Raw genomic sequence first — 17,891 nt, 5'->3', positions numbered from 1 at the left:
CCGTGAACCCGGAGCATCTCCCGCCCAGACCCGACCACCCATCCCCCTACAAAAACAACTCATCCAAAGAACTTTCTTGCATCTCCAACGCCGCAATCCGCGTATCCGGAGCAGCCACAATCCCTTCCAGCAAAGCGACGAGCTGGTCGATCATCCACCCCACCGTCCCTTCCGCAAACAGTTCCGTACTGTACTCCATCTGCCCGTACAGCACGTCCCCGCCATCTAAAAACGACAAGGTCAGGTCATACTTCGCCCCGCCATGATGCGACACTTCCGGAGCGACCTCCACGCCGGGCAGTTGCAACACATCGGCCGACACGTTTTGCAGCACGAACATCACCGAGAAAAACGGCGATTGGCTGGCCGACCGCTCCGGCTGCAGCCGCTCGACCAATTTTTCAAACGGCACCTCCTGATGAGCAAACGCCTGCAAGCTCATCTCGCGCACCCGGCCCAGCAGTTCCCGGAACGTCGGGTTGCCCGACAAGTCGCTGCGCAGCACCAGCGTGTTAACAAAGAATCCGATCATCCCTTCCACCGCCGACTGCGTCCGTCCCGCCACCGGCGTGCCGACCAACAGATCGGTCTGCTCCGTCAAGCGGTACAACAGCACATCAAACGCCGCCAACAGCGCCATAAACAGCGTCACACCTTCCGCCTCGCACAGGTGCTTCACCGCTTGCGACAACTCTGCCGACAGCGCAAACCGCCGCATCGCCCCGCGCTGTGCCGGCAGCTCCGGACGCGGGTAGTCGAACGGCAGCCCCAGCTGTGGAATCGGCCCGCCGAGGAACTCCCGCCAGAAGCTCAACTGCTCCTCCAGCACCTTGCCCTGCAAATAAGACCGCTGCCAGACCGCAAAGTCTGCATACTGCGCTTCCACCGCCGGGAGCGGCGACCCGATCCCGTCCACAAACGCCGTGTACAGCGCGGCCAGCTCCTCGGCAAACGTCCCAAACGACCAGCCGTCAAACACGATGTGGTGCACATTCACGACCAGCACGTGCTCCTCCGCGCCGAGCCGCACCGCCAGCACCCGCAACAGCGGCCCTGCGCTCAGATCGAACACATGCTGTCCTTCCGCCCGGACGATTTCTGCCGCCTGTGCCTCATCGCTCGCCTCCCGCACCGCAAACGGAACTTTCACTTCCGGCAAGATCCGCTGCAGCACCTCGCCCGCGCGCTCCACAAACACCGTGCGCAGCGCTTCATGGCGCGCTGCGATCTCCTGCACGGCCCGCTCCAGCGCATCCAGCCGCACCGCACCGCGCAGACGCAGAGCCAGCGGGATGTTATACACCGGATTCTCCGGTGCCAGCTGGTTCAAGAAATACAGCCGCTGCTGCGCAAACGACACCGGCATCTCCTCCGTCCGTTCGACGCACACCAGCTTCGGCACCTGCCCTTTGGCCAGCCCGTCCTCGATGATCCGGGCCGCCACGCCAGCCGCCGTCCGATCGGCAAAAAACGCCGGCAGGGGCAGCTCCACATCGAGCAGATCGCGCAGGCGGGAGATCACCTGCGTCACCAAGAGTGAGTGCCCGCCCAGATAGAAGAAGTCCTCATGAATCCCGACCTTCTCCACCCCGAGCACTTCCGCAAACACCGCCGCCACTTTCGCTTCCACCTCATTGCGCGGCGACGCGTAGCCGCGCCCGGATTCCGCAGTCAAAACAGGCTCCGGCAGCGCGCGCAGATCGACCTTCCCGTTCGGCGTCAGCGGCAGCGCTTCCAGCACCACAAACGCTGACGGCACCATGTAGCCCGGCAGTTTCGCTTCCAGCCCGGCCCGCACCTGCTCCACCGCCAGACCCGTCCCTGTCACGTAGGCCACGAGGCGTTTTTCCCCGTCCCCGCGCGCCACGACGACGACCGACTCGACAAGACCCTGCTGCAGAATCGACGCTTCGACTTCACCGAGCTCCACCCGATGTCCGCGAATCTTCACCTGGCCGTCCAAACGGCCCAGGAACTCCAAGTTCCCATCGGCCAAAAAGCGCACCCGGTCGCCCGTCCGATACAGCCTGCCCTCCGCCCGGAACGGATGCGCCACAAAGCGCTCCGCCGTCAAATCGGGCCGCCCGCGATACCCGCGCGCCAAGCTGTTCCCGCCGACATACAGCTCTCCTGCCACGCCGAGCGGCACCGGCTGCAACCGCGCATCCAGCACATACAGCTCAACGCCGGAGATCGGCTTGCCGATCGGCGGCACCGTGCCCGCCTGCACGTCTGCACAGGTCGTGACCACCGCATTCTCCGTCGGCCCGTAGTGATTGACCAGCGCAAACGGCAGCTCCTGCGCCACCGGATGCAGCAGATCGCCGCCGGTCAGCATCCGCCGCAGCTTCAGCCCCGCCGGCATCTCCAGCGCGATCACCCGTTCCGCCAGCGGCGTCGGCAGGAAGCACAGCGTCACCTGTTGTTCCGCCAAAAACGCCAGCAGCTGCCCCGGAGACAGTCGGGTATCCTCATCGGGGATCACCAGCGTTGCCCCTGCCGCCAAGCCCGGCCACAGCTCCCACACCGAAGCGTCAAAAGCCGTCCCGGCCAGCAGCGTCGTCCGGTCTTCCCGCGTCAGCCCGTGCGCCGCGTTGTTCCACTGCACGAGGTTCCACAGCGCCCGCTGCTCCACCTCGACCCCTTTCGGCGTCCCTGTCGAGCCCGACGTGTAAATCACATACGCCAACTGATCGGCTGCGACCGTGCGGCCCGGATTCTCCTCGCCGCGCCACTGTGCTTCCTGTTCAAACACCAGCACCGGAACTGCAAGCGAAGACAGCGTGCCCCGCAGCGCTTCTGTTGTCACCAGAACGGCCAGCCCCGCATCCTCCGCCAAAAACGCCAAGCGCTCCTGCGGATACGCCGGATCGAGCGGCACATACGCCCCGCCCGCCTTCGCCACCGCCAGCACCGCGACGACCAGCTCCACCGAGCGTTCCAGCAAAATGCCCACCGTCCGCTCCGCACCGACGCCGAGCTCCATCAAGCGATGCGCCAAAGCGTTCGCCCGGCGGTTCAATTCCCCATACGTCACCTGCTGCCCGCCGTGGACAACCGCCACATGATCGTGGAAGTTTGCCGCCTGCTGTTCGATCAGCGCCAGCACACCGCCCTGCGGCATCGCCTGCGAACCCAACTCGCCAGCGCCGGAAAACTCCGTCAGCAGCCTCTCCCGCTCCCAAGCGTTCAACAGCGGCAGCTCCCCGACGGCCGTCTCCGGCCCGGCCACAGCCGCCTGCAGCAGTTCCTGATACTGCGCGATCATCCGCGCCACCGTATCCGCTTCAAAGAGATCGATGTCATACTCCCACGAGATCGTGATCCCATCTCCCGCCTTCTGCTCCTTGCGCGGCAGGACGATGATGTTCATGTCAAACTTCGACGTCTCATTGCTCAGCCCGTCGGTCAGGCGCACCGCTTCCAGCCCTTCCATCTCCAACGCCGGCATCCGCGAATCGTGGAACGAAAAAGACACTTGGAACAGCGGATTGCGGCTCAGATCCCGATCCGGCTGCAACGCCTCCACCAGCTTCTCAAACGGCAGACCGACATGCGCAAACCCTTCCAGCGCCGCCTCCTTCACCTGCCCGAGCAGTTCGCGGAAGGTCAGATCGCCCTGCACCTGCGTCCGCAGCACGATGTTCGAGACCAGCATCCCGATCATCGGCTCCATCTCCTTCAACCGCCGATTCGCCAGCGCCGAACCGACCAGGAGATCCTCCTGTCCCGTATGGCGGTGCAGCAGCACGTTAAACGCCGCAAACAGCGTCATGTACAGCGTCACGCCCTCACGCTTGCTGAACGCCCGCAGCGCATCGCACAGTTCCGCGTCCAGATCGAAGCGGAACACCTTCCCTTTGAACCGCTGCACCGGCGGGCGCGGCCGGTCGGTCGGCAGGTCGAGCACATACTGCGCTCCGCCCAATCGGTCCGTCCAATAGGCCAGCTGCGCCTGCGCCTCTTCGCCTTGCATCCAGCGCCGCTCCCACTGCGCAAAATCGGCAAACTGCACCTCGAGCTCCGGCAAGGCCGCCTGCTCGCCGCGCACCGCCGCCTTGTACAGCTGCTGCAGCTCATCCACAAACACCGTCAGCGACCACCCGTCATGCACCAAGTGGTCCTCCACATGGATCAGCACATGCTCCTCGGCGCTCAAGCGCAACAGCTTCCAGCGCACCAAGGGCAGCGCAGCCATCTCAAACGCCTGCGTGACCTCCTCGCGAATCAGCCGCTGCACTTCCGCTTCCCGCACCTCAGCAGGCACGCCGGTCAGATCGACCACCGGCAACGGCACTTCCCAAGGCTCATGGATCTGCTGATACGGACGTCCGTTCCGCTCCGGGAACGAAGTGCGGAAGATCTCATGCCGGTCGATCATGCCCTGCAAGCTCTGCTGCAGCGCGTCCACATTCAGCTGCCCCAAGTAGCGGAACTCCGCCTGAAAACTGTACGACAGATTCTCCGGCGCCAACTTGCGCAAGAACCACACGCGCTCCTGCGAAAACGACAGCTCGAGCAGCCCGTCGCGCGGCACCGGCACCAGCGCATGACCCGCGCGCGGCCCGGCTTCCGCATCTGTCTGCCCCTCGATCCGTGCCGCCAATTCCGCCACCGATGACGCCTCAAACAGCCACTGCAGCGGCACCGCCACCGGCAGCGTATCGCGCAGGCGCGCCGCGATCTTCATCGCGATCAGCGAATGCCCGCCCAGCTCAAAAAAGTTGTCGAACACCCCGATGCCTGCCACGCCCAGCGCCTCTTCATACAGCGCCGTCAGCGTTTGTTCCAGCTCTGTGCGCGGCAGCACAGCCTCCGCACGGCCGCGCCATGCCTCCGCATCTGCGGCAGGCGCCGGCAGTTGCTTGCGATCCACCTTGCCGTTTGGCGTCAGCGGTATCCGCTCCAGCTCCACAAACGCCGCCGGCACCATATACTCCGGCAATCCGTCCGCCACATGCGCCCGCAGTTCCGCCGCAGTTGATACCGCGCCTTCCTCCGGCACGACATAGGCGACCAGACGCTTGTCGCCCGGGCGGTCTTCGCGCGCGATCACCACCGCCTGCTTCACCGCCCCGTGCAGCATCAGGCGATGTTCGATCTCCCCGGTTTCGACGCGGAAGCCGCGGATCTTCACCTGCCCGTCGATCCGCCCGAGGAACTCCAGCACGCCGTCCTCGCGCAGGCGCACCAAGTCGCCGGTGCGGTACAGCCGCCCTTCGCCAAACGGATTCTGCACAAATTTCTCCGCGCTCAGCTCCGGCCGCTTCCAATACCCCGTCCCCAAGCCTGCACCGCCGATGTACAGCTCGCCCGCTTCGCCTTGCGCTGTCTGGTTCCCTTTTTCATCGACCACAAACAGCACCCGCAGTTGCAGCGGATAGCCGATCGGCACGCCGGACGTAAACCGCTCCTCCCGCGCCGGGCGGTAGTACGTGCTGAACGTCGAACACTCTGTCGGCCCGTACACGTTGATCATCTGCGTCTCCGGCAAATGCTCCAGCACCGCGTTGACGGCTGTCGTCGACAGCACGTCCCCGCCGGACAAGAGGTCGCGCACCCCGCGCAGATCGTCCAGATGATGCGCCGCCATCTCCGCAAACACGCCGGCCGTCAGCAAAAGCACCGTCACACCGTGCGTCCTGACCGCTGCGCCAAGCTCGGCCAGCGACGGCACCTGCGACGGCATGACGACCAGCTTCGCGCCGTTCAACAGCGCCCCCCACACTTCGAACGTCGTCGAGTCGAACGACACCGACGCGCAGTGCAGCATCACATCGTCCGGCCCGATCGTGCAGTAGTTCGGCTCGATGACCAGGCTCTTGATGCTGCGGTGCGGGATGCAGACCCCTTTCGGCTTGCCGGTCGAGCCGGACGTGTACATCACATAGCCGGGGTCTTCCACGTCGACCTCCACGTCGAGATTGTCTGCAGACAGCAGCGCAATCTCTGCAGCTTCCGCATCCAAGGGCACCTGCACCGCCGACGTCGCCAGCTCCAAGTGGTCGCGAAACAGCACGACCTTCGCAGCAGCATCTTCCAGCATGAACTCCTGCCGCTCCTGCGGATAGCCCGGGTCGAGCGGCACATACGCCCCGCCCGCTTTCAAAATCGCCAGCATCGCGACCACCATCTCGACAGAACGCTCCAGGCGCACCGCTGCCAGCTGTCCCGTGCCAAGCCCTTTGTTGCGCAAATGACGAGCCAATCGATTGGCCCGCCCGTTCATTTCTGCGTATGTCAACGTCTCCTGCGCCCCGACCAGCGCGACCGCATCCGGGCGCTGTGCCGCCTGCTGCTCGACCAGGCGGTGAACCGATTGATCACAAACTTCATTCATTTGCGCACACCTCGCTCCTGTAATTATCAGAGCTATTGTAACATATTAAATTAACATCGAGACACGAAAGATTGAAAAATTCCAAGATTACAATTTTTACAATTTGATAGAAACCGAAAAAGCCTCCCGACCGCACCGGTCAGGAGGCTTTGTTCACGCTAAAAACAGACTGGGTTCCCCGATGTAAAACAGATGCAGCTCATGCATCGCCCGCGTGCAGGCCGTGTAGAACAGCCGGCGCTCGCTTTCCCGGCCGTACCGCTCCTGTGAAGCGTCATAGAGGATCACCGCATCGAACTCCACGCCCTTCGCCAGATAGGCCGGGATGACGACAAGGCCCGGTTCGAAATGCACCGTCTCCTTGCCGATCAGCTTCACCTCGACCCGCCCCTGCAGCCGCTCATAGGCCGCCCGGCTTTCCTCTGCCGTCTTGCAGATCACCGCCACCGTCCGGTGCCCTTCCGCCTGCAGCTCGTGCAGGCGGTCGAGCACTTTCGCCGTCAGATCGTCCGCATCGGCCGCCCGCGTGACGGTCGGCTCCTCCCCTTCGCGGTTGAACGGCTGAATCTCCTCCCCGCCCGGCATCATCTTGCGGGTGAAGTCGACGATCTGGCGCGTCGACCGGTAGCTCTGGCGCAGCACGATCAGCTCCCGCTCCTCTTCCGGATACAGATCGGCCAGCGGGCCGAAGCCGTCCGCCTTTTGCGCATGCGCATAGATCGCCTGATTCAAGTCGCCGAGCACCGTCATCCGCGCGTGCGGGAACAGGCGCTTCAAAAAAGCGAACTGGAACGGCGAATAGTCCTGCGCCTCGTCGACAAACACATGGCGCACCTGCGTGTTCATCTCCACGCCTTCGAGCAGCTCTTTCAGATACAGATACGGCGTCGCATCCTCATAATACAGCTCGCCTTCCCGCATCTTTTCCACCGTCTGGCGGGCGAACTCGGCAAACTCCGGCGGCAGCTCCGCCCCGAGCCGGCCGGCCAGTTCCGGGTCGGCAAACAGCTGGCGGTACATCGCCGTCACGTCGAGGTGCTTCAGGCGCTTCACGCCTGTGCGCAGCGGCTTGAACTTCTTGCGCACCACCATCTCGCCGAGCACCTTGCGCTCGCGGTCAAAATCATCGAACGTGTTTTCCCGGAAGCGCTTCTGGCGGCGCAGGTGCTGGTACGCTTTCAGATACTCCTCGTTGTCGAGCAGATCGATCTCCTCCTGCACCCAGTCCTTCTCGATCTCCGCTTCGGCTGCCGTCTCCAGCTCCAGCAACAGCCACTCGGTGAGCAGGCGCATCCGGTTGGGGATCGACATCGCCGTGTCATACTCCGCATATTTGGCGGCGATCTGCTCCGCCGAGATCACTTGCTCACCGCGGAACTTGAGGTTTTTAAACACCATCCCGCTGTCGCCAAGCTGCTTGGCATAGCGCTCCAACAGGCGCATAAACCCGACCGACGCTTTATATTGAATCCCTTCTACGCGCGCCGCATAGCCCGGCTCCTCCATCGCGGTCAGCACATACTCCATCTGCAAAAACGGGTCTTCCAGCTCGAACTGGCGCCCCAAGCGCCGCTCCAGATATTCCTGAAACGTCGTCTGCTGCATATTTTCTTCGCCCAGCTCCGGCAACACGGTGGCGATGTAGCTGTTGAACATGTCGTTCGGCGAAAAGAGCACGATCTGATCGGCGCTCAGCCACTCCCGATAGCGGTAGAGCAGATACGCCACCCGCTGCAGCGCCGCCGACGTCTTGCCGCTGCCCGCCGCGCCCTGCACGACCAGCAGGCGGTTGCGCTCGTTGCGGATGATCCGATTCTGCTCCTTTTGAATCGTCGCGACGATGCTTTTCATCTGCGCGTCCGAATGGCGCCCCAGCACTTGCTGCAGGAGCTCATCGCCGATCGTCACGCCCGTGTCGAACAGGCTTTTGATCACCGCGTCGCGGATGATGAACTGCCGCTTCAATTCCATCGTGCCTTCGACGGTGCCGCCCGGCGTCTCGTATGTGGCCGGACCCGGCGAGTAGTCGTAGTACAGGGAGGAGACCGGCGCGCGCCAGTCAAAGACGAGAAACTGCTCGCTCTCCTCATCAAAATACGAGGCGGTGCCCAGGTAGATCTCCTGCAACCCCTCGCCCGGCTCGGCAAAATCGATCCGGCCGAAATACGGATTCTCCTTCAGCCGGAGCAGGCTCTTCAGCTCCTTTTGCGCATGGCGGTGCTGGCGTTCGCGCTCCCCGAGCACTTCCGACTGCTGCCGCATGCTGGCCACCGTCTCCGCCGCTTCCACCGCATTTTCAAAATTCACTTTGACGTCATCCCAGAAGTTTTTGCGGATTTCCACGATGTCCGCTTTGACGAGGCCGACCTGTTCCTGCAGCTGCTCCGTGCGTTTTCTGATCTCCGTCGTCACCCGGTCGACGCGCTGCTGTTCCTTTTGCCACTCTTGTTCGGTGATGCTCATGCCATCCGCCCCCACTTCTTTGTCTAAAGGTTTGACAAACTCTGGCGTTTTGTGGTAAGATATTATTGGGTAAATCTTTTTTAAAAGTAATTTCTTGGTGACCAACTTTCATTTTAGCATAGCATCCTGTCAAATACAAGCAACGGAGGCGCTGACGCGTCTCCGTTTTTTTGTGAGTCAAATCGTTTATCGATAAAGTTAAATTCAATCATTTAGGTTGACCGCAATATAGTAGATACATATAATTAAAATTAATAATCAGGGCAGGAGGAATTGCTTATGTCTTCGCATGCAACTCTTGATCTTCAGAAAGGGCAGGACGTGCTGCCGATCGAGTGCATCGACTATCTGGAGCTGTATTCGGGCAACGCGAAGCAGACCGCTTTTTATTTATGCAAGCTGTTCGGCTTTGACATCATCGCCTACAGCGGCCTGGAGACGGGCAACCGCGAGCGCGCCTCCTACGTGCTGGCACAAGGGGACATCCGCCTCGTCATCTCCTGCGCGTACAAGTCGGACCACCAGATCGCCCAGTTCGTGCACAAAAAGGGCGACAGCGTGCGCGACATCGCCTTTCGCGTCAAAGACCTCGAAGCGACCTATGCCAAGCTGATCGAGCGCGGCGCCACCTCCGTCCAAGCCCCGACCGAAGAGCACGACGAGCACGGCGTGTACAAAAAGGCGACCGTCGCGGCGTTTGGCGACACGGTGCACACCTTGATCGAACGGGAAGCATACCAAGGGATCTTTGCACCGGGCTATGTCGAGCAGTTTGAAAAAGGCAGCGACACCAATACCGGCATCGTCGCGTATGACCATCTCGCCGTCTTCGTCGAGGACAACGACGAGTGGGTGGCGTTTTACGACAAGGTGTTTGGCTTCCAGCTGATGAGCTCGTTCAGCAAAGACGACATCTCCACCGAGCGCTCGTCCTTGATGACCAAAGTCTCCCAGAACAACAACTCGCGGATCAAACTGCCGATCAACTCGCCGGCCGAGGGCAAAGGGCGCTCGCAGATCTCCGAGTTCATCGAATACAACGAGGGTCCGGGCATCGGGCATATCGCCTTTTTGACGCATGACATCATGGCCTCGATTGAGCATATGCAAAACAACGGCCTGCGCTTCCTGTACACGCCGCAGTCGTATTATGACCTGCTGCCGGAGCGCGTCGGCGAGATCGACGAGCCGTTCGACAAGCTGAACGAATTGAACGTACTGGTCGACCGCGATGACGAAGGCTACCTCCTGCAGATCTTCTGCCACCCGGTGCACGACCGCCCGACCTTGTACTTCGAGCTGATCCAGCGCAAAGGCTCGCGCGGCTTCGGCGACGGCAACATCCGCGCCCTGTACGAAGCGATGGAGCGCGAACAGGCCAAGCGCGGCAATCTCTAACCGCGCACAAGAAAGCCGATGCCCAGGGGCATCGGCTTTCTTGCGCTTATTTTACTTTGTAGTACTCTTCCATCGTCGTGTTTTGCGAGTAGATCGCCGTCGCCGCGTCGACGCCCAGATAGCGCAGGTGCCACGGCTCGTAGGCATAGCCGGTCACCGCTTCTTTGCCTTTCGGATAGCGGATGATGAAGCCGAACTTGTGCGAGTTCTTGGCCAGCCATTTCGCTTCCGGCGTGTCGGCGAAGCAGTCTTCCACCGCGCACTTCCCATCGCGGCCCGACACGTCGACCGCCAGTCCCGTCTCATGTTCGCTGTGGCCGGGCACGGCGCTGTAGCGGCGCGCTTCCGCCTCGCCCTGAGTCTGGACGTAGTAGTTGAACAGCGAGGTCTGCGTCGCATGCGAGCGGTACGCCGACGCCACGCTCAAGTACTGGCCGTCTTGCTCGGCCGCCGCAAACAGCTGCTTCAGCGCGGCGGCGACTTCGGCGCGCATCAGCCGCTTCTCCCCGCCGCCCCCGGCCAGAAAATGCAAGTTGGGGTCGTCGATCAGGTTCGAGGGCTGGAAGTCGTCCGGCAGACCGACCTGCTTGTTGACCAGCACGGTCAGCGAGTTCGGCGCTCCGGCGACCGGCTTGCTCGGCTGCTCGGGCGGTTTTTGCGATCCTGTGGGCTCGGTCGGCCGCTTGGACGGATCTTCTTTGGCAGGCGATTCCTCCTGCGATTGATGTTCTGCGGGATCGGTCGGCACCGGCGTCTCGGTCGGCTTGTCGTCAGGCTTCTGCTGGCCGACCGGAGGAGTGGGCGGTTTGGTCTGGGCGGTCAGCGTGTCGCAGCCACTGACCGCCAGGGCGGCGAGCAGCAGTGCGGACAGTCCGGCCGTGCGCATTCTATAGGTCAAGGTCTGGTACCTCCTGTTTGATTCGGTGTGTTGTCATGTCTAATAGGATACCAGTAAAAAGCTAGTTTTACCACGTCCGCGGCAGTTGCAGGCACATCTTGGCAAAGGCTATAATAAATCGTCTGGAAATCGTACCCGTTTTTTTCCTCTATACAACTACGGAATGAGAGGTCGTTATCTTATGGTGGCAAGAGAAAGCAAAATGAGCTTTGTCGTTGCAGGCCTGCTGCTCGGCATTTTGATGGCTGCGATGGACAACACGATCGTGGCGACGGCGATGGGCAGCATCGTCGGAGATCTCGGCGGTCTGGAGCAGTTCGTCTGGGTCACGTCCGCCTACCTCGTCGCTTCGATGGCCGGCATGCCGATCTTCGGCAAACTGTCCGACATGTACGGCCGCAAGCGCTTCTTCATCTTCGGCCTGATCGTCTTCCTCGCCGGCTCGATCCTCTGCGGTCTCGCGCAGACGATGACGCAGCTCGCGGTCTACCGCGCGATCCAAGGCATCGGCGGCGGCGCCTTGATGCCGATCGCCTTCACGATCATCTTTGACCTCTTCCCGCCGGCGCAGCGCGGGAAGATGACCGGCCTGTTTGGCGCGGTCTTCGGCACGTCGAGCATCTTCGGCCCGCTGCTCGGCGCCTGGATCACCGAAGGCATCTCCTGGCACTGGGTGTTCTACGTCAACATCCCGGTCGGCATCCTGTCCCTGATCCTGATCGCCGTCTACTACAAAGAGTCGGTCGAACACTCCAAGCAGAAGATCGACTACTTCGGCGCGCTGACGCTGATCGGCGCCGTCATCTGCCTGATGTTCGGGCTCGAGCTCGGCGGCAACCAGTACGCCTGGGGCTCGGCGCAGATCCTGTCCCTGTTCGCCGGCTTTGCCGTGCTGACCCTGCTCTTCCTGCTCGTCGAGCGCAAAGCGGAAGAGCCGATCATCTCCTTTGGCATGTTCAAACGCCGCCTGTTCTTCACCTCGAACATGGTCGGCGTGTTCTCCGGCGCGGCGTTTATCGTCGCCACGATCTACATCCCGATCTTCGTCCAAGGCGTCATGGGCGGCTCGGCGACCAACTCCGGCCTGATCCTGCTGCCGATGACGGTCGGCTCGGTCATCGCCGCATCGCTTGGCGGCGTGATCACCGGCAAGCTGCCCTACCGCACCGTGATGGTCTTCTCAGGGCTTTTGTTCCTGCTCGGCACGTACCTGCTGTCCACGCTGAGCCCGGACACGACCAACCTGCTGCTCACCTTGTACATGGTGATCACCGGTTTCGGGGTCGGATTCGGCTTCTCCGTGCTGCCTGCTGCGGCCGTGCACGGCATGGATATGCGCCAGCGCGGGCAGGCGACGTCGACCAACTCCTTCCTGCGGACGCTCGGCATGACGCTTGGCATCTCGATCTTCGGGATCATCCAGCGCAACGCCTTCACCGCCAAGCTCGAAGAGACGTTCGCCGGCATGGGCCAGGCCCCGGGCGGCACCAGCAACGACCCGCGCGCCATCCTCTCTCCGGCAGCGCGCGCAGAGATCCCCGCACCGATCTTGGATAAAATCACCGACGCGCTCTCCTCGTCGATCGCCACCACCTTCCTCTGGACGGTGCTGGCCGCAGCGCTCGCGTTCGCCTTCGCCCTGGCGATGGGCAATGCGCGCCTGCTCGATCAAAAACGAGACAGCTAAGCTGAAGACCGGCCCTGTGCCGGTCTTCTTTTACAAGCGGCGGAAAGGAGATGTCCGATGTTCAAAATCCTCATCGTCGAAGATGACAAAAAAATCGCCGGGCTGCTGGCCTCCCATCTCGAAAAATACGGCTATCAGGCCGTGCAAACGACCGATTTCAGCGCCGTGCTCGCCGTGTTCGAGCAGGTGCAACCCGACCTTGTTTTGCTCGATGTGAACCTGCCCAAGTTCGACGGCTACTACTGGTGCCGCCAGATCCGCCTGCTCTCGCGCTGCCCGATCCTGTTCCTCTCCGCCCGCGACGGCAAGATGGATCAGGTGATGGCGCTGGAGAACGGCGCGGACGACTACATCACCAAGCCCTTTCACTATGAGGTCGTGCTCGCCAAGATCAACTCCCAACTGCGCCGCGCCTACGGCTCGTACGCTTCTGTGCAGAAAGAGCAGACCGTGGCGGCGGACGGGCTGCAGCTCTTCCCGGAGCGGCTCAAACTCAGCTTCGACGAGCGGTCGGTTGAACTGGCCGCCAAAGAAGCGCTGCTCCTGCAGACCCTGCTCGAACGCCGCGACCGCGTCGTCTCCCGCGACCTGCTGCTCAGCCAGCTCTGGGACGACGGGGTCTATGTCGATGACAACACGCTGAACGTCTACATCACCCGCGTCCGCAAAAAACTCAAAGAGCTCGGCATCGAGAACGCGATCGAAACGGTGCGCGGCAACGGCTACCTGCTGCGGGTGAACTGGACGGCAGGGGTATAGCGATGAAGCTATTTCTCCGCGACCACGCCCCGCTCTGCCTGCTCTACCTCGCCCAGCTCGGCGTCACCTTGCTCCTGCTCGGTCTGTCCGGGCGCCTCGACGTCTGGCTGGCGCTGTATGATGCGCTGTTGACCTTCTGCCTGCTCCTGCTCTATCTCGCCTGGCGCTACTGGCGACTCGCCGCCTTTTACCAGCGGCTGCAAAGTCCGGTCAGCACGCTCGACCACTCGATTCAAGATCTCGGCGACGCTCCGGCGGCCGAAGCGCTGGACGAGCTGCTCCGCACCCAGTACCGCCAGTACCAGAGCGAACTGCACAGCTACGAGCGGCGGATTCGCGACCATGTGACGTTTATCAACCAGTGGGTGCACGGCATGAAGACGCCGCTCTCGGTGATCCACCTGACGATTCAAGAGGAGGACGAGCCGATCTTTCACAGCATCCGCGAAGAGACGGAGCGCCTGCGCCAAGGCTTGGAGACGGTGCTGTACACCTCGCGCCTCGACGCCTTTGAGCACGACTTCCACGTCGAGCCTGTCTCCTTGCAGCAGCTCGCCCGCAACGTAATCAACGAGCACAAAGCGTACTTCATCCGCAGCCGCATCTTCCCGGAATTGCAGATCCCCTCCGATCTGCTCGTCTACTCCGATGAAAAATGGCTCGGATTTCTGCTCGGCCAGCTCGTCACCAATGCCGTGCGCTATTCGGCCGACACGGGCGGCAAAGTCACGCTCCGCGCACACCGGCTCGGCCGGATCGCCTTTCTGGAAGTGGCCGACCAGGGCGTCGGCATCCCCGTGCAGGATCACAAGCGCGTGTTCGACGCTTACTTCACCGGCGAAAACGGCCGCCGTTTTCCCGAGTCGACCGGCATGGGGCTGTACCTCGTCAAACAGATCTGCGACCGCCTCGGCCACACCGTCGAGCTGGACTCGGAGCCGGGGCAGGGCACGACGGTCCGGCTTTGCTTTCACAACCTTACACCGATGTAAGGTTGTTGCAAGGTTGCTCGATAGTTCCAGACCGTACATCTCCTGTACAGTAGAGCTATCAACCGGAACCATTCCGGAAAGGAGCTGGAAAGATGGAACTGCTTCACGTGCAAAACGTCAGCAAAATCTACGAAGGCAACGTCTCGTACCGCGCCTTGTCCGATATCACTTTCTCCGTGCCAAAGGGTGAGTTCGTCGGCATCATGGGCCCGTCGGGCAGCGGCAAGACCACCTTGCTCAATCTGCTCTCGACGATCGACACCCCGACGTCAGGCGATGTGCTGATCAACGGCAGCAACCCGTACCACCTGCGCAAAAACAAGCTCGCCGTGTTCCGCCGCCGCAACCTCGGCTTCGTCTTTCAGGACTTCAACCTGCTCGACACCCTGACCCTGGCCGAAAACATCGTCCTGCCCCTGACGCTCGACCGCCACAACGTCCGCGACATGCAGACCAAGCTACATGAGATCGCCGAGCGGCTGAACATCACCGACATCCTGAACAAGCGCACCTTCGAAGTCTCCGGCGGCCAGCGCCAGCGCGCCGCGATCGCCCGCGCCGTCATTCACCGCCCGTCGCTGTTGCTCGCCGATGAGCCGACCGGGGCGCTCGACTCCAAGTCGTCGAAAAGCGTGATGGAAGCGATGGCGACGATGAATCGCAGCGAAGGCACGACCACCCTGCTCGTCACGCACGACCCGTTGGCGGCGAGCTACTGCCACCGCGTCTTGTTTTTAAAAGACGGCCAGTTGATCAACGAGATTCACCGCGGGGCGAGCCGGCAGACCTTTTTCCAAGAGATTCTCAACATGCTGTCGTTTTTAGGAGGGGACGCCCATGAATTTTCTGCAGTTCGCCTCTAACAACGTCCGGCGCAACCTGCGCGCCTACTCCGCCTATCTCTTGAGCAGCGCGTTTGCGGTGATGATCTTTTTCATGTATGCGATGTTTTACTTTCATCCCGGCCTCGAAGCGTCAAACATTGGCGGCAGCGCGAAGCTCGGGATGAAAGCGGGCGAGTATGTAATTTTTGCCGTCTCATTTTTATTTGTCCTCTATTCGATCTCCTCGTTTCTGAAAGTGCGGCAAAAAGAGTTTGGCGTCCTGACCATTCTCGGCGCTTCCGGGCGCCAGATCAACACGCTGCTCTTGCTGGAGAACCTGATCATCGGCGCCGCCTCGATCGTGATCGGCATCGCGGCCGGGCTGGTGCTGTCCAAGCTGTTTCTGCTGCTCGGCGCCTATGCGCTGGAGATGAACGAGCTGCCGTTTTACCTGTCCTGGGAAGCGGTGCTGTTGACGGCGGGCGCCTTTTTCGCCCTGTTTCTTTCGATCTCGCTGCTCGCCGTCGCTTTGGTGCGCAAGTCGAAAGTGCTCGACCTGCTCCAAGGCAGCCACAAGCCGAAGCCGGAGCCGAAAGCGTCCTGGTTCTGGTCGCTGCTCTGTGTGCTGGCGCTCGGCACCGCTCTGTATCTGCTGACCACCGACCTGACCGGCATCACCCTCCTGCCGATCCTCGTGCTGGGCATGTGGGGCACCTATCTGTTCTTCAGCCAACTCAGCGTCTTTTTCATGCGCCTGCTGAAGCAAAACCTCCGTTTCGTCTGGGGCGGGGCGCACCTGCTCTGGGTGTCGGAGATGGCGTACAAGATCAAAGACAACGCCCGGATGTTTTTCCTCGTCACGATCGTGATGACGATGGCCTGCTCCTCGTTTGGCATCGTGCTCGCTTTGAAACAGCAAAACGAAGAAGTCTACCGCAAGAATCCGGTCGAGCTGACCTATCTGGCCAACTCGCCGGATGCCTGGGAACAAGAGGTGCAACAGCTCAAAGCCAAGCTGGAACAGGCCGGGCTCGAGTATCAGGCGATCCCGGTCAACAGCTTCCATGCCCGGGTGGTCGAGGTGGACAACCTCTACCCGGAGTTCCTGTCCGTATCGGAGTTCAACAAGCTCGCCGCCGCGCTGGACTACCCGCCGCTTGCGCCTTTGCGCCACGGGGAAGCAGCGCTCGTCCAAGGCGCTTCCGATAACGCCATCGAACCGCCCGACCGGGTGACGACCAGCCCGGGTGATCTGCAGCTGCAGATCACGGAGCGATCCGCCGCCAAGATCGAGCAGTACGGACTGTATCTCATCCTGTCCGATGCCGACTTTGCCAAGCTGCGCGATGCCGCCCTGGAGTCGGAGTCGCGGGACAGCCTGACGATCTACTTCAACATCCCGGCCTGGTCGACGGGCAAACTGCCCGCATCAGACGCGCAGGAAGTCGTGCTCGGCAAGCGATGGGTGCAGGAGAACCGCGACTTGCTCGACCAAGACGGAGCGCACGGCTTGCTGTTCTCGCGCGCCGAGACGTACATGGGCGTGAAGGAGCTGGCCAGCCTGCTGATGTTCATCGGGTCATTTATCGCCGGCATCTTCTCCTTGTCGACCGCCTCCTTCCTGCATTTCCGCCTGTACACCGACCTGCAGCAGGACCAGATCTCCTACCGCGCCCTGTCGAAGATCGGGGTCAGCGTCCGCGAGATGCAGCGCGCCGCGACCATCCAGATGGCCGCCCTGTTCTTCATCCCGGTGCTGATCTCCGCCCTGCAGACGCTGATCTGCCTGAACCTGCTCAAAAGCGAATTCAGCCTGACCAGCATCATCGGCTCCGCGCTGATCGGCATCTGCTTCTTCGCCGCCGCGCAGTTGCTCTACTTTTTCCTGATCCGCGGCCGCTATTTGTCGCAGTTGAAAAAAGTGATGCTCTGACCACCGCAAGAAAAAGCCCCCTGCGCATCTGCGCTAGGGGGCTATGGCGGCTTCTACTTTTGTATACCAGTCGACCAGACGCTGATCTTGCAAAAATCCGATCTCGCGCAGTTCATCCCACTGCTCACTGGTCAGGCCCGAGTCGAAGTTGTACACCTCGCGGGTGACGGCGTTGATCTTGTGCAGTGTTGCTTTTATATCCGCAACATACTCTTGCCCGCCCCCGTCGATCATCGCCGAGAGCTGGCGGTCGGTGCGGAGCATGAAGTCTGTCAGATGGGACGGGTGTTTGAACGCGTCCTCGTCGAACAGGTAGGAACGGAAAGTAACCACCTCCTGCAGCGAGAGGGCTGATCGCGAGAGTGAATCCCGATTTGCTTGCAGGATTTCAGGGGGGAATGGCATGCTGCTGTCCAGCCGGGCTTCCCAATCCTGCAGATAAGCGAGCGCTGGAAAAAACTGATTCGCTTCGTTTTGGTTCATCAGCCACCACAACTTGGCATTTTCCGAACGCTCGGCGAAGTACAGCCCGCCGAACAAGACGGTCAGCACCAGCACCAGCAAGAGCGCCCACCGTTCGCGTTTTTTCACTTCCAT

At 61.6% G+C, this 17,891-nt stretch carries 10 protein-coding genes; 6 read left to right on the top strand and 4 right to left on the bottom strand.

The window, feature by feature from the left end; translation table 11 throughout:
• Nucleotides 1-46 precede the first annotated feature (46 nt).
• A complete protein-coding gene (locus EV586_RS06420) occupies nt 47-6,340 on the bottom strand; it encodes an amino acid adenylation domain-containing protein (RefSeq protein ID WP_132944246.1) in 6,294 nt (2,097 codons plus the stop codon).
• Nucleotides 6,341-6,493: 153 nt separating this feature from the next.
• Complete coding sequence (helD, locus tag EV586_RS06415) at nt 6,494-8,803, bottom strand: RNA polymerase recycling motor HelD (protein WP_132944245.1); 2,310 nt, start codon at nt 8,801-8,803, stop codon at nt 6,494-6,496.
• A 273-nt stretch (nt 8,804-9,076) separates the two neighbouring features.
• Here helD and hppD point away from each other — a divergent pair, with 273 nt between their 5' ends.
• Nucleotides 9,077-10,201, top strand: coding sequence for a 4-hydroxyphenylpyruvate dioxygenase (gene hppD, locus EV586_RS06410; RefSeq protein WP_481937753.1), 1,125 nt, complete (start codon nt 9,077-9,079; stop codon nt 10,199-10,201).
• A 46-nt stretch (nt 10,202-10,247) separates the two neighbouring features.
• Here the strand turns inward: hppD and EV586_RS06405 are convergent, their stop codons facing one another.
• A complete protein-coding gene (locus EV586_RS06405) occupies nt 10,248-11,099 on the bottom strand; it encodes a M15 family metallopeptidase (RefSeq protein WP_243652950.1) in 852 nt (283 codons plus the stop codon).
• Nucleotides 11,100-11,280: 181 nt separating this feature from the next.
• Here EV586_RS06405 and EV586_RS06400 point away from each other — a divergent pair, with 181 nt between their 5' ends.
• The 5 genes from EV586_RS06400 (at nt 11,281) to EV586_RS06380 (ending at nt 17,294) form a co-directional block, all read left to right on the top strand.
• Nucleotides 11,281-12,786, top strand: coding sequence for an MDR family MFS transporter (locus tag EV586_RS06400; protein ID WP_132944243.1), 1,506 nt, complete (start codon nt 11,281-11,283; stop codon nt 12,784-12,786).
• Nucleotides 12,787-12,843: 57 nt separating this feature from the next.
• Nucleotides 12,844-13,545 carry a response regulator transcription factor gene (locus tag EV586_RS06395; RefSeq protein ID WP_132944242.1) on the top strand — a complete coding sequence of 234 codons (702 nt, stop codon included), beginning with the start codon at nt 12,844-12,846 and terminating at the stop codon, nt 13,543-13,545.
• Nucleotides 13,546-13,547: 2 nt separating this feature from the next.
• Entirely contained in the window at nt 13,548-14,537 is a 990-nt protein-coding gene (locus EV586_RS06390; protein ID WP_132944241.1) for a sensor histidine kinase, read from the top strand.
• A 92-nt stretch (nt 14,538-14,629) separates the two neighbouring features.
• Nucleotides 14,630-15,400, top strand: coding sequence for an ABC transporter ATP-binding protein (locus tag EV586_RS06385; RefSeq protein ID WP_132944240.1), 771 nt, complete (start codon nt 14,630-14,632; stop codon nt 15,398-15,400).
• Nucleotides 15,375-17,294 carry an FtsX-like permease family protein gene (locus EV586_RS06380; protein WP_132944239.1) on the top strand — a complete coding sequence of 640 codons (1,920 nt, stop codon included), beginning with the start codon at nt 15,375-15,377 and terminating at the stop codon, nt 17,292-17,294. The genes EV586_RS06385 and EV586_RS06380 overlap by 26 nt, the downstream gene beginning before the upstream one ends.
• Before the next feature lie 33 nt (nt 17,295-17,327).
• On the opposite strand, the gene EV586_RS06375 is transcribed toward EV586_RS06380, so the two are convergent.
• On the bottom strand, nt 17,328-17,891 hold the full coding sequence (locus tag EV586_RS06375) for a hypothetical protein (RefSeq protein WP_132944238.1): 564 nt from the start codon (nt 17,889-17,891) through the stop codon (nt 17,328-17,330).

The sequence above is a fragment of the Tumebacillus sp. BK434 genome, from assembly GCF_004340785.1.
Taxonomy (GTDB): domain Bacteria; phylum Bacillota; class Bacilli; order Tumebacillales; family Tumebacillaceae; genus Tumebacillus_A.
This window is presented reverse-complemented; position numbering and strand designations above follow the sequence as displayed.

Bases quoted from the DNA above. Each gene is read 5' to 3' on its own strand.
- EV586_RS06420 (WP_132944246.1), bottom strand. From the start codon at position 6,340: ATGAATGAAGTTTGTGATCAATCGGTTCACCGCCTGGTCGAGCAGCAG.
- helD (WP_132944245.1), bottom strand. From the start codon at position 8,803: ATGAGCATCACCGAACAAGAGTGGCAAAAGGAACAGCAGCGCGTCGAC.
- EV586_RS06400 (WP_132944243.1), top strand. From the start codon at position 11,281: ATGGTGGCAAGAGAAAGCAAAATGAGCTTTGTCGTTGCAGGCCTGCTG.
- EV586_RS06395 (WP_132944242.1), top strand. From the start codon at position 12,844: ATGTTCAAAATCCTCATCGTCGAAGATGACAAAAAAATCGCCGGGCTG.
- EV586_RS06390 (WP_132944241.1), top strand. From the start codon at position 13,548: ATGAAGCTATTTCTCCGCGACCACGCCCCGCTCTGCCTGCTCTACCTC.
- EV586_RS06385 (WP_132944240.1), top strand. From the start codon at position 14,630: ATGGAACTGCTTCACGTGCAAAACGTCAGCAAAATCTACGAAGGCAAC.
- EV586_RS06380 (WP_132944239.1), top strand. From the start codon at position 15,375: ATGAATTTTCTGCAGTTCGCCTCTAACAACGTCCGGCGCAACCTGCGC.
- EV586_RS06375 (WP_132944238.1), bottom strand. From the start codon at position 17,891: ATGGAAGTGAAAAAACGCGAACGGTGGGCGCTCTTGCTGGTGCTGGTG.